This is a genomic window from Aquibium pacificum, from assembly GCF_040839445.1.
GTDB classification, from domain to species: domain Bacteria; phylum Pseudomonadota; class Alphaproteobacteria; order Rhizobiales; family Rhizobiaceae; genus Aquibium; species Aquibium pacificus.
The window spans coordinates 603,016-616,177 of record NZ_JBDPGJ010000003.1; the positions used below are offsets into that span (position 1 = coordinate 603,016).

The 13,162-nt window shown below is 67.6% G+C and carries 15 protein-coding genes; 3 read left to right on the top strand and 12 right to left on the bottom strand.

All coding sequences use genetic code 11. The features are described 5' to 3' along the window. Positions 1-15 precede the first annotated feature (15 nt). Genes ABGN05_RS15385 through ABGN05_RS15410 form a run of 6 tightly spaced genes read right to left on the bottom strand, consistent with a single transcriptional unit; the run spans position 16 to position 7,137 of the window. Complete coding sequence (locus tag ABGN05_RS15385) at positions 16-468, bottom strand: MarR family winged helix-turn-helix transcriptional regulator (protein ID WP_367954913.1); 453 nt, start codon at positions 466-468, stop codon at positions 16-18. Continuing rightward, positions 465-1,049 carry an amino acid synthesis family protein gene (locus ABGN05_RS15390; RefSeq protein WP_367954914.1) on the bottom strand — a complete coding sequence of 195 codons (585 nt, stop codon included), beginning with the start codon at positions 1,047-1,049 and terminating at the stop codon, positions 465-467. Before ABGN05_RS15390 ends, ABGN05_RS15385 begins: the two co-directional genes overlap by 4 nt. Beyond that, complete coding sequence (locus ABGN05_RS15395) at positions 1,042-2,007, bottom strand: UPF0280 family protein (RefSeq protein WP_367954915.1); 966 nt, start codon at positions 2,005-2,007, stop codon at positions 1,042-1,044. Before ABGN05_RS15395 ends, ABGN05_RS15390 begins: the two co-directional genes overlap by 8 nt. Next, on the bottom strand, positions 2,004-3,530 hold the full coding sequence (locus ABGN05_RS15400; protein WP_367954916.1) for a 6-hydroxynicotinate reductase: 1,527 nt from the start codon (positions 3,528-3,530) through the stop codon (positions 2,004-2,006). The genes ABGN05_RS15395 and ABGN05_RS15400 overlap by 4 nt, the downstream gene beginning before the upstream one ends. Then, the gene (locus ABGN05_RS15405; protein ID WP_367954917.1) at positions 3,527-6,280 is read right to left on the bottom strand and encodes a molybdopterin-dependent oxidoreductase; all 2,754 of its coding nucleotides are present in this window, start codon (positions 6,278-6,280) and stop codon (positions 3,527-3,529) included. The genes ABGN05_RS15400 and ABGN05_RS15405 overlap by 4 nt, the downstream gene beginning before the upstream one ends. Then, positions 6,277-7,137 (bottom strand): FAD binding domain-containing protein, encoded by an 861-nt coding sequence (locus ABGN05_RS15410; protein WP_367954918.1) that lies wholly within the window; start codon positions 7,135-7,137, stop codon positions 6,277-6,279. Before ABGN05_RS15410 ends, ABGN05_RS15405 begins: the two co-directional genes overlap by 4 nt. A 153-nt stretch (positions 7,138-7,290) precedes the next feature. Here ABGN05_RS15410 and pncA point away from each other — a divergent pair, with 153 nt between their 5' ends. From pncA to ABGN05_RS15425, 3 genes are all read left to right on the top strand, one after another. Next, positions 7,291-7,890 carry a bifunctional nicotinamidase/pyrazinamidase gene (pncA, locus tag ABGN05_RS15415; RefSeq protein WP_367955143.1) on the top strand — a complete coding sequence of 200 codons (600 nt, stop codon included), beginning with the start codon at positions 7,291-7,293 and terminating at the stop codon, positions 7,888-7,890. 395 nt (positions 7,891-8,285) lie between these two features. After that, entirely contained in the window at positions 8,286-8,768 is a 483-nt protein-coding gene (locus ABGN05_RS15420; protein WP_367954919.1) for a MarR family winged helix-turn-helix transcriptional regulator, read from the top strand. Then, a complete protein-coding gene (locus ABGN05_RS15425; protein WP_367954920.1) occupies positions 8,765-9,238 on the top strand; it encodes a MarR family winged helix-turn-helix transcriptional regulator in 474 nt (157 codons plus the stop codon). The genes ABGN05_RS15420 and ABGN05_RS15425 overlap by 4 nt, the downstream gene beginning before the upstream one ends. Here ABGN05_RS15425 and ABGN05_RS15430 read toward each other — a convergent pair. From ABGN05_RS15430 to ABGN05_RS15455, 6 genes are read right to left on the bottom strand one after another with little or no spacing between them, the layout of a single operon-like run. Next, positions 9,220-9,927, bottom strand: coding sequence for an ABC transporter ATP-binding protein (locus ABGN05_RS15430; protein WP_367954921.1), 708 nt, complete (start codon positions 9,925-9,927; stop codon positions 9,220-9,222). The genes ABGN05_RS15425 and ABGN05_RS15430 overlap by 19 nt on opposite strands. After that, a complete protein-coding gene (locus ABGN05_RS15435; protein WP_367955144.1) occupies positions 9,920-10,672 on the bottom strand; it encodes an ABC transporter ATP-binding protein in 753 nt (250 codons plus the stop codon). Before ABGN05_RS15435 ends, ABGN05_RS15430 begins: the two co-directional genes overlap by 8 nt. Continuing rightward, positions 10,669-11,628 (bottom strand): branched-chain amino acid ABC transporter permease, encoded by a 960-nt coding sequence (locus tag ABGN05_RS15440; protein WP_367955145.1) that lies wholly within the window; start codon positions 11,626-11,628, stop codon positions 10,669-10,671. Before ABGN05_RS15440 ends, ABGN05_RS15435 begins: the two co-directional genes overlap by 4 nt. Next, a complete protein-coding gene (locus tag ABGN05_RS15445) occupies positions 11,628-12,509 on the bottom strand; it encodes a branched-chain amino acid ABC transporter permease (protein ID WP_367954922.1) in 882 nt (293 codons plus the stop codon). The genes ABGN05_RS15440 and ABGN05_RS15445 overlap by 1 nt, the downstream gene beginning before the upstream one ends. A gap of 13 nt (positions 12,510-12,522) precedes the next feature. Then, positions 12,523-12,807: a type II toxin-antitoxin system RelE/ParE family toxin gene (locus tag ABGN05_RS15450; RefSeq protein ID WP_367954923.1), complete on the bottom strand. Its 285-nt coding sequence runs from the start codon at positions 12,805-12,807 to the stop codon at positions 12,523-12,525. After that, complete coding sequence (locus ABGN05_RS15455) at positions 12,804-13,100, bottom strand: antitoxin of toxin-antitoxin stability system (RefSeq protein WP_367954924.1); 297 nt, start codon at positions 13,098-13,100, stop codon at positions 12,804-12,806. The genes ABGN05_RS15450 and ABGN05_RS15455 overlap by 4 nt, the downstream gene beginning before the upstream one ends. Positions 13,101-13,162: the final 62 nt, after the last annotated feature.

A 13,162-nucleotide genomic window follows, 5' to 3' on the forward strand; every position in this document is an offset into this window, starting at 1 on the left:
AAGGTATCGGCCTGATCAGGCCAGTTTCGCGAGAAGCCGCAGGAGCGCGGCAGCGTCGCGGGAATTCAGCGGCGCAAGCGTCTCGGCGGTGATCTCCTCGGCGAGCGGCAGGAGCTTCTCGACGGTTTGCCTGCCCTCCTCCGTCAGGCTGACGACGATCCGCCGCCTGTCGTCCTTGTGGCTGTCCACGGCGACCAGACCGCGCGCCTTCAGGCGATCGATGACACCCTTAACGGTGGCCGCATCCATGGCGATCTGGCTGCCGAGCTGGTTCTGCGACGTCTCGCCGACCTCGTGAAGCTTTGCCAGCGCCGCGAATTGCGGCGGCGTCATCTCGCCGATCCGCGAGGCGAAGATCGCCACGTGCCGCTGGTTCGCCTTGCGCAGGGCGAACCCGATCTGCTCCTCCAGGCGGTACGCGCGCGGCTCGGACGCATCCACCACCCTCAGCGGCTTGCGCGCGCTCACCTGAGCCCGTCCTCGCCCGTGACGTCCCTCGCCTCCAGGCCGCCCATGCGCGCATGCACGCGTCCGCCGCAGCTCATGGCGAGGCAGAACAGGATCTCGTCGCCGCGCGGCCCGTCCGGAGCGGTGACCGTGACAGCGTCGAAATGGCTGCGCACGTAGGCGGCATTGACGTGGCCCAGCGGCACATCGAGCGAAGCACCGAAACCGCCAACCTTCATCGCCGACGGAACGATCGCCTTGGAAGGCGAAATCCTGTCGCGCATGGCGTAGCCGCCCGGCACATGCCAGAGCGCGCCATGCTCGATCTCGCCCGCTGTCCCCACGATCGCACCCTTGCCGTAGGCGTCGATGCTCTCCGCCTGGTCCCCAAAGGCGGCGATCAGCCTTTCCGTCAGCAGGGACCCGAGCGGCTTCAGGTCTTCCATGGCAGACTGCAGTTCCGGCGCGTATCGCCCCGCGAAGGGGTTCTTCACCAGCGCCAGTGCGCTACCGCGGCGTCGCGGAATTTCGACGGAAGGCCCGCCTTCGTGAAAGACGTCCTCGACGGCAACGAGGATCTTTCGGATCGGAAAATCAGGCATGCATCCTCCCAGGAATATCCTTTTTGGGGCGAGGTGGCGGGGACGGTCGATCTCCCCCTTCGTGGGGGAGATGTCCGACAGGACAGAGGGGGGCACCGTAGAGTGCCGGCCCCGCACCATCGCCCATAGACACACGCCTTTCCCCCGCCAGGAACAGCGCCGCCGCCGCGATCAGCCCGCGCCGGCGAAAATCTTCGGCCAAGGCCAGCCCCCGCTCGAGCGCCTCGTCGATCTCTTCCGCCGTCAGCGGGCCTACCGCCGTCGTGACCAGCCGTTCGCCGAGATCGCTGTCCGGCGAAAGCTCGGCTGCCGGCACTCGTCCGACCCCCGGATGCCCCGGCAGGTCGACCGCATTGGCGATCAGCGTCGCCGCGACGTCTCCGATCGCGCCGTCGCGCGCGAGCACGGTCACTGCGTCGGCGATGCCGAGCGAATGGCTGCGCCCGCGCCATCCGGAAGTCGCGATGCCGCGCACGGGATCCTGCGCGTCCACCGAAATCCGGTCGCCGAAGCCGTCGCCCGTGTCACCGATCGCCAGCCGCATGCTCTCGCCCTGCGAGAGATGGATGGCGATGTCGCCGCCGTCGTTGACGTAGGCCCGTTCCAGCTCCCTGCCCTTCGTCATCGCCGCGAGCACCTCGTCGGCCACCGCGCCCGCCACCGCAGCCATGGGCGTGACGAACACGGCACCGTCAGCGGCAAACCGGCAGGCCGCCCTTTCCATCCGCAGTGCCGTCGCTCCCGCGAATCGTCTCGGTTCCCGCCGGGACGGTCGCCGAAGCTCCGCAAGCTCTTCCACCAGTTCGCGGAGAATGGTCTCGAACCGCGCCGCCGCCTGCCCGTACGCCGCCCGGCATTCGTCCGCCTCGCCCCATGCTTCCAGGATCAGGTCGATCGGCCCGTGGTTCATGTGCAGCCGCCGCCCGTCCGGCAGCCATGCGATCTGGGGGGCGTTCACGACTGCCCGCCCCGCCGCAACTGCGCCAGCGGCGGCCACGGGTTCCGCGCAGGAGCCGCCGTGGAACTCCGCGGATTAAGATACTCCCCGCCGCGCGCGAGCACGTCGTCGACGGAACGAATTTCGCTCTCGTAGCCGCCGAGCCGCACGTAGTCGTCGCGCCGCAGCGTGAATTCGATCGGCGCCACCAGCGCCGGCGTCGGTACGTAGCCGAACGAGTTTTCCGGCATGCGCATGACGTCGACCATCAGCGTGATGCCGCCTCCCGGCCAGACATAGACCGGCGCGCCGCCGCAGGTGACGTAGGTCGTCAGCCCCTGCACCGAGCGGGTCAGGTTCACCGGGTTCTCCGTCACCCCAGCCCGCAGCGAGCCGCCCGCGCCGGCCATGAACAGCACGGTGCAGAGCGCCGGTTCGCAATTGTCTTCAATCAGATCGACCGATTTCCGCAACCGATCCGGGAACGGCCTTTCCACCGGCTTGAGATCCTCGTCGAGCTCAAAATAGGCGAACTGCTCGCCGGTCGTCGACACCATCATGAGCGACAGCCCCGGCCGCGCGCCCTTCTTGGCGTTCCAGTCGCCGAGGATTTCCAGCGGATTGGAGATCGTCGTGCCGCCCCAGCCGAGGCCGGGCTCGGAGACCTTGAAATATCGGCCAGGGGTCGACCGGCGGCCGACGATCTTGATGCCCGTGTCCTCCCAGCCGAGCACCTTGCCCGCCTGGTGCTCGGAGACGACGCCGGTGATGTGGTCGTCGACCACCACGACCTCGTCGACCAGCCCGCGCCACTGCGTGGCGAACATGCCGATCGTCGCCGATCCGCAGCCGACGCGCATGCGATGCTCCATCTTGCCGTCGATCACCGGCGCCTTGCCAGCTTCCACGATTACCGTCGCGCCGCCGTCGATGGCAAGTTCCACCGGCTTGCGGTTGCAAAGATCCATCAGCGTCTCGCAGGTGACGCGGCCTTCGGCCTTCGAGCCCCCGGTCAGGTGATGCACGCCGCCGAGCGACAGCATCTGGGAGCCGTATTCGGCGGTGGTCACATGCCCGACCGCCTCGCCTCGGGCGCGCACGACGGCCGTCTCGGGCCCGATGTGGCGGTCCGTGTCGATCTTCACCTTGACGCCGCAATAGGAGAAAATGCCTTCGGTGACGACCGTCACCAGGTCGACGCCCTCGACCTCCTGGCTGACGATGAAGGGGGCGGGCTTGTAGTCCGGATAGGTGGTGCCGGCGCCGATCGCGCTGACGAAGCGCCGCCCGCCGTTAACGAGTTCGCCGCCCCAGTCCTCCGCCGCGTCGAGGAACGGCACTACCGCCGCGCCCTCCTCCTCCGCGTGATGCAGGATCGTCAGGGCATCGAGCCGGACGATGCGCCCCTCGCGGTTGCCGTAGCGATCGCACGCCCCCGTCCGCCCCTCGGCGATGTAGCACATGACCGGACAGGCATCGCAGCGGATCTTGTCGGCTGCAGGCTTTGCGACGGTCGGCTCGAACCGTTCGGACAGCTCGCTCATCGCGCCACCCTCGCCACCTTCAGGGCTTCCAAAACCCGCGTCGGCGTCGCCGGAAGCCGCGTCACCAGCGCCCCGGTCGCATCGCGGATGGCGTTGAGGATCGCCGGCGCGGTGGGGATGAGCACGTGCTCGCCGAGCCCCTTGGCGCCGAACGGGCCTTCCGGATCGGGCACCTCGACCAGGATCGTCTCGATCTCCGGCACGTCGCCGATGGTCGGGATGAGATAGTCGTGCAGGTTCTCCGTGCGGCCGGGAACGTAGTCCTCCATCAGCGCCATGCCGATGCCCTGTGCGATGCCGCCCTCGATCTGCCCTTCCGCCAGCACGGGATTGATCGCCCGGCCGACGTCATGCGCAGCGGTGATCTTCGCCAGCTTGACCGTGCCGAGCGCCATGTCGACGTCGAGTTCGACGATCTGGGCGCCGTAGCCGTAGACGGCGTATGGCTCGCCCTGCCCCTTCGCCCCGAGCGGCTTCGTCGGCGGATCGTAGCTTTCGGCCGCCGCGAACACGTAGCCGTCCGCGTCGGCCGGCAGGCCGGAAAGGTCGATCCGCCGCCGCGCCTCGCCTTCGCTGACGACGATCGCGCCCTCTTCCAGCGCGATATGCGCAGCACCCGATACGTTCGCCGCCCGCAAAATGCGCTCGCGCAACGCCCGTCCCGCCTTCTGCGCCGCCTTGCCGGAGATGAAGGTCTGGCGCGATCCGGACGTCTTGCCGGCATCCGGCGTGATCGCCGTGTCGGCGCCCTCCAGGCGGACCTGCGACAGCGCCAGGCCGAGCGCGTCTGCAAAGATCTGGGCAATCACGGTGTTCGACCCCTGCCCGATGTCGACCGCGCCCTGGTGCAGGACGAGTTCGCCCGAAGCGGTGATGCCCGCCTTGATCGTCGAGGGGTTCGGGATGCCGGTGTTGCCGCATCCGTACCAGCACGACGCGATCCCGATACCCCGGCGCCTGACGCCGTTCGCCTCGGCATTGATCCGCTTCGCCTCCGCGCACGCCCGCTCCCACGGCTCCCGCAGCGCCTCCAGGCAGGCGGCGATGCCCACCCCGCTTTCCATCACGTGCCCGCTCACCGTCGCCATTCCGTCGCGCAGCGCGTTCTTCAGCCGGAAGGCCAGCCGGTCAATGTCGAGCTTTGCGGCCAGTTCGTCGTAGAGCGTCTCCTGCATGATCGTCGCCTGCGGCACCCCGAAGCCGCGGAAAGCGCCCGAGATCGGACCGTTGGTGTGGATAGCGCGCCCGACCGCGCGGTAGTTCGGCGTGAAATACGGCCCCGACGCATGCACCGGCACGCGCACCGCGACCGTCGGACCCCAGCTGGCATAGGCGCCCGTGTTGAAATCGCCCTCGAAGACCATGCCGGTGACGCGGCCCTCCGTGTCCGCGCCGATCGTGGCGCGCATGTCGGCCGGATGCCGCTTGGTGGTCGACATCATCGATTCAGCCCGCGTATAGGCGAGTGCCGCCGGCCGCCCCGTCTTCAGCGCCACCAGCCCGATCAGCGGCTGCAGCGAAAGGTCGAGTTTCGAGCCGAACCCGCCCCCTGTCGCGGTCGGCACGATACGGACTTTTTCCGCCGGCAGCCCGAGCACCTTTGCCGTGTCGTCGCGGTCCATGAAAGGCGACTGCGTGCAGGCCTTGATGACCAGCGTGTCGCCGTCCATCGCCGCATAACCCGCCTCGGGCTCGATATAGGCGTGCTCGACATAGGCAGTCCTGATTTCGCCCGACACCGTCACGTGCGCGGCGGCGAGTGCGGTCTCCGGGTCGCCGCGTTCGACCATGCCTTCGATCAGCAGATTGTCGCGGCGGCTGGCGTGGACGGGCGATGCCGCATGCCGCGCCTCGGCCTGTTCCAGGACGTGCGGCAGTTCGCGCCATTCGACCGGAAACGACGCGATGTCGAGGCCCGCGATCGCCTCCCGTTCCCCGGCGATCAGCGCCACGGCCTCGCCGCGGAACAGGGCGGCACCGTCGGCGAGCGCCGGCTGGTCGGCGAAGGCGGGGATGACGCCGAAACGGTTCTCTCCCGGAATATCCCGCGCCGTGTAGACGGCGACGATGCCCGGATGCGCCGCGACGAAACCGTCAAGATCGCCGAACGAGAACTCCGCATGCCAGTAAGGCGAGCGCACCACCAGCACCGACAGCGCGTCCGCCGGCCATGCGTCCGCCCCGAACATCTCGGCCCCCGTCACCTTCGGCAACCCGTCGAGCCGCGGCGCGCGGGCTCCGACCGCCAGGCCCGCGCCGGGCGGCGGGTGGTTGTGGAGCCGGTCCGTCAGATGCGCGTTCATCACCGCCGCGATCACCTTGCGGTATCCGGTACAGCGGCAGAGCACGCCGCCGAGCGCATCCTTCACCTCTTCCTCGCAGGGCTGCGGATTGCGTTCCAGAAGCGCTGTCGCCGCCATCAGGAAGCCGGGCGTGCAGATGCCGCACTGTGCTGCGCCATGGCGCAGGAAGGAATCCTGTATGGCCGCGAGGCTCCCGTTGGCGAGACCCTCGACCGTCCGCACCGCGCGGCTCGCAACGCTCGCCGCAGGCGTCAGGCAGGCACAGACCGGCTCGCCGTCGACCAGCACCGTGCAGGCGCCGCAGTCGCCGGCGTCGCAGCCGACCTTCGTCCCGGTCTGCCGCAGGTCGTCGCGCAGCACCGCCGAAAGCCGTGCTGCCGGCGAAACGGCGACCGACACCGGCATACCGTTCAGGTCGAAGGCGATCGGTCGGCGATCCAAGGTCATGCAGCCTCCCCGCACTTCAGGTGCACCCCCAAAACCTCACCGAGAGCGCGCATGACGATCTCGCGCGCGGCCTCTCTGCGGTAAGCGGCGCTCCCGCGCACGTCGTCGATCGGCGCCAGCCCGTCGAAGTGCCGGGCGTCCACACGTTCGGCCGCCTCTTCCGGTCGCGCCCCCGCCAGCGCCTGTTCGAGCCCGCCCATCCGCCGGGCCACCGGCGAGCAGGACCCGACAGCGATCGCGGCATTCCTAATGCGGCCGTCCTCCGCGAGATCGATCCGCACCGCGGCCATGGCGATCGAGATCACCAGGTATCGCCGCGCGCCGAGCTTGAGAAAATGCGATGCCCCGGTCGTGGAGCCCTTCGGGATGCGGATTGCGGTGAGGAGTTCATCGGGGCGTCGGGCCGTCTTGCGGTTCCCCAGGATGAAGTCGGCCAGCGCGAGGTGTCGCACGCCAGCCATTGAGGACAATTCCACCTCGGCGTCGAGGATCATCAGCGCCGGCACCCCGTCCGCCGCCGGCGAGGCGTTGCAGAGGTTTCCGGACACCGTGCCGGCATTCTGGATCTGCACCGACCCGACCTCGCGAGCGGCCATTTTCAGCGCATCGAAGGCGGGGGGAAGCGCGTGGCGCAGCACGTCCGTCCAGGTCGTGCGGGCGCCGAGCACGATGTGCCCGTCCGTCTCGCGAATGCCGCGCAGTTCCTCGATGCCGTTGATGTCGAGGATGTCTTCGGTGATCGGGCGCGCGCCTTGGGCCGGATAGAAATCGGTGCCGCCGGCAAGAATGCGCCATTCCCCTTTCGAAAGAAGGGCAAGTGCTTCGTCGGGCGATATAGGCCTTGCGTAGCGTGCCAAACCGGCGGTTCCCTGCCCGCGCCCGGCCCTGATTCCGGCCGTCGCGCGGCTGCGAAATTCATTCGTATGCAAATGATATCAGCAAGCAGCGTCTTGTCAAAGCCGACCTTCGTGCCCACGATGCGCGGGTCAGGCAAGGAGGCGGAGCAGGCAATGGCGGACAAGGCGCTGATCGTGATCGACGTGCAGAACGATTTCTGTCCTGGAGGCGCGCTCGCCGTGTCGGGCGGCGACACCATCGTTCCGCTGGTCAACCGCATGATCGCGGATGCCGGCCACGTGATCCTGACGCAGGACTGGCACCCCGCCGGCCATTCGAGCTTCGCCTCGACCCATGCGGGCAAGAACCCGTTCGAAACCGTCGCCATGCCTTATGGCGAGCAGACGCTCTGGCCCGACCACTGCATCCAGGGCTCGCAGGGCGCCGCCTTCCATCCCGACCTCGAATGGACGAAGGCCGAACTCGTTATCCGAAAGGGTTTTCGCCCCTCGATCGACAGCTATTCCGCCTTCTACGAGAACGACCACGAGACACCGACCGGCCTCGCCGGCTACCTCCGCGAACGCGGCATCTCGGAGCTGACGATGGTCGGCCTCGCCACCGACTTCTGCGTCGCCTACTCCGCGCTCGACGCCGTTCGCGAAGGCTTCTCCGTCACCGTCGCCCTCGAAGCCTGCCGCGCCATCGACCTCGGCGGCTCCCTCGTTGCGATGACGCAGCGCATGAAGGAAGCCGGCGTAAGCCTCGTGTGAACTGGAGACGCGGCTCCCGGCATTCTACACGCTACGTTGGCCGCTCCACCGGGCTCGGCGGTCTCTCGCTTCGCATCGGAAAACGGCCCTCGCGGACGCCCGCAGCACGGATCCTCCCGGGTCCACGAAGGTTGGTCGAGGGGCACATGCAGCAAGATGGAGGAACGCCGCTTCTTTCTCCCCCGAAAGATGCGCGGAAAGCGGGAGCGCCACGTGGAGTGGTGGACGGACCCGCCTTTCGTCTCGACTCGCGTCGCCTTCTGGTCCGCGTTGGCTGCCTCGTCGGCCACGCTTACTCGGAAACATCGACCAAAACGAGCCGATCGCGCGACATTGACAAGTCCCCGCGCGTGTCGATAGTTGCCATGGATATTGTTTCCATGTAATCTATCCGCATGTCCCGTGAAACGCGCACCATCGGCTCCCTCGTCTGGCATCTCGCGATGCGTTGGCGGACCGAGGTTGATCGCGCGGTGACGCATCTCGGGCTCACGCATGCGCAATACTCCCTACTCGCATCACTCCACGTCATGGCGGCCCGCGGTACTGAACCGACACAGCGCGAACTCGCCGCCTACGCCACGCTGCAGCCGATCTACGTCTCCAAGCTGGTCCGCTCTCTGGAATCGCTCGGCCTGGTGACCCGGCGGCCGGACGGACGCGACAGCCGTGCGCTGCGGCTCACGCTTACCGATACCGGCGCCGCGACCGCGTCGGAAGCGCGCGCTGTCGTGGAGGCTCTCGATCGTCAGCTGACGGCGCCGCTCGGTGGCCCCCAAAGCCGCGACACCGCACAACTCGCGGCCGCGCTCGCCACGCTTCTCGACGCTGCCGCTCTCATCCCCGCCGATCCCGCCTGCGAAGGATCCGATTCATGACCACGCCACCCCTCACGCGCGCGATCGGCGCCACCGAGCGCACGCTGCGCGACCTGCTCGACAGCCGACTCGCGACTGCCGGCCTCTCCTTCCCCGAATGGGCCGTTCTGGTTTTCCTTCAATCGGGCGCGCCGATGCCCGTTCCCGGCGTGCTCGCGCAGCTTGCCGCGGGCCGCATCGCGGCGGGCGCCGAGGCGAACGGTCTTCTCGCCCGTATGGCCGCGGCCGAGCTCCTCGCGGTCCGCGGCGAGGAGCGCAGCGAGACGGTGCGACTGACCGCACGGGGATTGGAAACGGCGCGGCCGCTGCTCGATGAGGTCGGGGCGATCACCCGCGGCCTGGAAGAGGGCCTCGACGCCGCCGACCTCGCCGCCACCCGCCGCACGCTCGCTGCCATTGCCCACCGGGCGGCACTGCTCCTCGCGCCGGCCTGCCGGACCGCAGCGCTGCCTCAGCCCACCCCGACATAGTGGCGGACCATCGCCGGATCGTCCTTCAGTTCCGCGACGTCGACCGTCCTGCGGTTGCGCCCGTTCTCCACGAAAGCGACCCGGTCGGCGACAGGCAGCACGGCGTCCACCCGCTGCTCGACAAGCATGGTCGAGACTCCGCGCGCGCGCAGCGCCGTCACCGTCTCTCGGATCCGGGCGATCATCGATGGCATCAGCCCTTCGGTCGGCTCGTCCAGTAGCAGCACGTCCGGTTCCAGGCAGAGCGCCCGCGCCATCGCCAGCATCTGCTGCTCGCCGCCAGACAGCGTCCCGGAACGCTGCGAGAGCCGGTCACGCAGCACCGGAAAGAGGTCGAGCACGTCCTTGCGCGTCGCCGCCCCCTTGCCGCGCGCCATCAACCCGATCTCGATGTTCTCTGCCACGGTGAGTTCGGAAAACAGCCGCCGGCCTTGCGGAACGTAGGCGACGCCGGCCTTGGGCACCTCGTGCGCCGGCAGCCGCGACAGGTCAGTCGCACCGAGCATGATCGAGCCCGCGCGGACCGGCACCAGCCCCATGATCGCCTTCAGTGCCGTGGTCTTGCCCGCGCCGTTGCGCCCCAGGAGGCACAGAACCTCGCCCTTGCGCAGGTCGAGCGAAAAATCGCGCAAAACTTGAACATCGCCATAGAAGCAGTTGATACCTTTGATGGACAGGGCATCAGGCATCTTCGGGCGACCCCAGATAGGCGTGCTGCACATGGGGATCGGCACGGATCTCGTCGGGCGTGCCTTCGGCGAGCACGGCTCCGGCGTTCATGACCGTGATCCGGTCCGCCAGCGACATCACCACCGGCATATTGTGCTCGATGAGGAGCACGGTCGCGTCCCGCGCGATCTCCTTCACAAGCGCGATGAAGCTTTCGATTTCGGCGTCCGAAAGGCCCTGCGTCGGTTCATCGAGGATCAGCAGGCGGGGCTTCAGCGCCAGTCCCATCGCCACTTCCAAGAGCCGTTGGTGGCCATAGGCGAGCTTGCCGGCCCGCATGTCCGTCCGGTCGGCGAGATGCACGCGCGCCAGCGCTTCTTCGACACCGCGCGACAGTTCCCGTGCGGAGAACCGTCCGCCGCCGCCCGACTTGCCGTCTATCAGACTGCGCTGCACCGACAGGGCGACGTTGTCGAATACCGTGAGGTTCGGAAACACCGACGTGATCTGGAACGTGTAGGCGATGCCCCGCCTCACCCGTTCGTGCGCCGGCAGGGCGGTGATGTCCTCGCCGTCGAAGACGACCGCGCCACTTGTCGGCGTGATCCGACCACAGACGAGGCTAACGAAGGTCGTCTTGCCCGCCCCGTTCGGGCCGATTACGGCCCGGATCTCGCCGGCCGGCAGCTCGAAATCGACATGGTCGACCGCGGTCAGCCCGCCGAAGCGGCGGGTCAGACCGCGCGTGACGAGCAGCGACGTCACGGCAGCCATGGCAGCCACCGTTCGCGCACAGTGCCGAGCACGCCCTTGGGGAAGAACAGCACCAGCACGATCAGCGCCACGCCGACGATCAGGAGCCATGCCGACGTGTAGCCTGACGTAACGTCGATTACGTAGAACATGAAGAGCGTGCCGAGCAGCGGCCCGAGCGTCGTCGCGGCGCCGCCTAGCAGCACCCAAAGGAGCGGCAGGATCGAGTACTGGATCGAGGCGAAGGTCGATCCGATATAGCCGAAAAGCAGCGCATAGGCCGCTCCCGATGCCGCGCAGAACAGGCCTGAGAGCACCATGGCCGAAAGCTTGTTGCGCTGGACGTCATAGCCCAGCATGCGCATGCGCTCCTCATTCTCGCGGATAGCGACGAGCACCCGTCCGAACGGCGCCCGCGCGATGGCCATGGTGGCAAGCAGCACGACCGAGAAGAGCGCCAGCGCGGCGAAATACCGGACCGTCGGATCCCACAGTTCGAGCGTGAAGCCCGCGGATGAGACGGTCCGCATCTCCGGTCCGAGCACCAGCCCCTCCTCGCCCCGCGTCCACTGGGTGAAATAGAGCGTGGTGAGGTAGAAAACCTGCGAGAACATCAGCGTCACGATCATGAAGGCCACACCCGTCGTACGCAGCGCCAGCAGGCCGACCACCAGCGCCAGCACCAGCCCGCAGGCGAGGCCGGTCGCGAACCCGGCAACGATCCCCCAGTCGAGGTAGTAGAGCGCCAGCCCCGCACCGTAGAGACCGGCCGAAAAGAACATGGCGTGGCCGAGGCTGAGCAGCCCTGCATAGCCGAACAGCAGATTGTAGCCCATGGCGAAGACCGCCAGCACCAGCACCCGCGACATGACCCCCCGATGATATTCGGGCAAGACGAACTGCAAGAGCACGAGCACGGCGATGACGCCGAGATGCAGCAGCACCGCCCGTGTCCCCGCCCCCGCCATCATCGCGGCGCGGTTCCGAACAGGCCCTGCGGCCGGAAGACGAGCACCATGGCGACCGCCAGCGTGGCGATCATCTTGGCCAGCGTCGGCGAGAAGAAGACCGAGATCACCCCGTCAGACACGCCAATCAACACCGCCGCGAGCACGGTGCCGCGCAGCGATCCGAGCCCGCCGATGATGACCACGATGAAGGACAACAACAGCGGATCGAGACCCATCAGGTAGTGCGCCTGGCTGATCGGCACGACCAGCACCGCCGCCACGGCTGCGAGGACCGCCCCAAGCGCGAAGACGCCGGCATAGACCCGATCGACCGGGATGCCGAAATTCTGCGCGGTCTCGCGGTCGTACTGCGTCGCCCGCATGACGAGCCCGATGCGCGTTTTCGTCAGCACAAACCAGGTCGCCGCAACCAGCACCGTCGACGCTCCGATCACCGCCAGCTTGTAGCCCGAATATCCGAACCAGGGCAGGACGACGCGATAGTTGAACGGCGCCTGCACCGGCCGCGCCTCGGGACCGTAGAAGGTAAGTGCCAGTTGCTGGATGATGTAGAGCAGGCCGATGGTGGCGACGATCGTTGCCTCGGGATTGTAGTTCAGCCGCTTCAGCACCAGCCGTTCCGACGCCAGCGCCACCGCGCCTACCACCAGCGGGCTGAGCAGGAGCGCAAGGAGAAAGCCGAGCGCCGGGTTGCCGGTCACCAACGTGGAAAAGTACCAGGCCAGCACCGCCCCGAGCATGAAGAACTCGCCATGCGCCACGTTGACGATGCGCATCACGCCGAACACCAGCGACAGCCCCAGCGCCATCAGCGCCAGCACGGCCGACGTGACGAGGCCTTCGAGCGTCGCGAGTAGGAGATGCGGACCGAGCGCCATTTCCCCGATGGCCTCAGTCTTGAACCGGCGGCCACTGGCGCGCCGTATGAACGATGGCCAGAATGGTTACCGCGTCATTCGACACCGCGTAGACCAGCCGGTATCTCGGGTGGGGCAGTAGTTCCCGGGTTCCGGGCATCGCGCCCGGCTTTCCCATGGCTGGGAAGTCACGCAGCCGAGCAGCCGCCGAGACGATAAGGCCGTCTATCCACATTGCAGCCGCTGGGTTGTCGGCGGCGATATAGGCAACGATCTCCCCAAGGTTCCTCCGCGCCGAATTCGACCAGACGACATTCATCCACGATCGTCATTCATTGAGGCCATGATCCTTTCATGCCGGGCTTTCATGTCCGCCTCGACCTCTTCCTGGGTCGAAAAATGCCCCTCCGCGACCTCCTTGCGGGCCTTCTCGACCTTGCGTCGCACGAACGCCCAGTATGCCGCGTCCGGTTCCGGGTGCGCCTCGACGAACTCCCGCATCATCTCGCGAACGAGCTGCGAAGCGGGACGGTCGGCACGCTGCGCCGCCGCCATGAAGGCGTCGCGCAGCTCCGGCTCCAGCTTCATTGTGAAGACCGCTTCCTTGGCCATGGCAATTCTCCGCATTTGGTACTGACGACGAATATACCTCGTCAGTACCGGGAAGGCGATGC

Bases quoted from the DNA above. Each gene is read 5' to 3' on its own strand.
- ABGN05_RS15425 (WP_367954920.1), top strand. From the start codon at position 8,765: ATGACCACGCCACCCCTCACGCGCGCGATCGGCGCCACCGAGCGCACG.
- ABGN05_RS15400 (WP_367954916.1), bottom strand. From the start codon at position 3,530: ATGAGCGAGCTGTCCGAACGGTTCGAGCCGACCGTCGCAAAGCCTGCA.
- ABGN05_RS15420 (WP_367954919.1), top strand. From the start codon at position 8,286: ATGTCCCGTGAAACGCGCACCATCGGCTCCCTCGTCTGGCATCTCGCG.
- ABGN05_RS15450 (WP_367954923.1), bottom strand. From the start codon at position 12,807: ATGAATGTCGTCTGGTCGAATTCGGCGCGGAGGAACCTTGGGGAGATC.
- ABGN05_RS15440 (WP_367955145.1), bottom strand. From the start codon at position 11,628: ATGGCGGGGGCGGGGACACGGGCGGTGCTGCTGCATCTCGGCGTCATC.
- pncA (WP_367955143.1), top strand. From the start codon at position 7,291: ATGGCGGACAAGGCGCTGATCGTGATCGACGTGCAGAACGATTTCTGT.
- ABGN05_RS15405 (WP_367954917.1), bottom strand. From the start codon at position 6,280: ATGACCTTGGATCGCCGACCGATCGCCTTCGACCTGAACGGTATGCCG.
- ABGN05_RS15455 (WP_367954924.1), bottom strand. From the start codon at position 13,100: ATGGCCAAGGAAGCGGTCTTCACAATGAAGCTGGAGCCGGAGCTGCGC.
- ABGN05_RS15430 (WP_367954921.1), bottom strand. From the start codon at position 9,927: ATGCCTGATGCCCTGTCCATCAAAGGTATCAACTGCTTCTATGGCGAT.
- ABGN05_RS15390 (WP_367954914.1), bottom strand. From the start codon at position 1,049: ATGCCTGATTTTCCGATCCGAAAGATCCTCGTTGCCGTCGAGGACGTC.
- ABGN05_RS15445 (WP_367954922.1), bottom strand. From the start codon at position 12,509: ATGGCGCTCGGTCCGCATCTCCTACTCGCGACGCTCGAAGGCCTCGTC.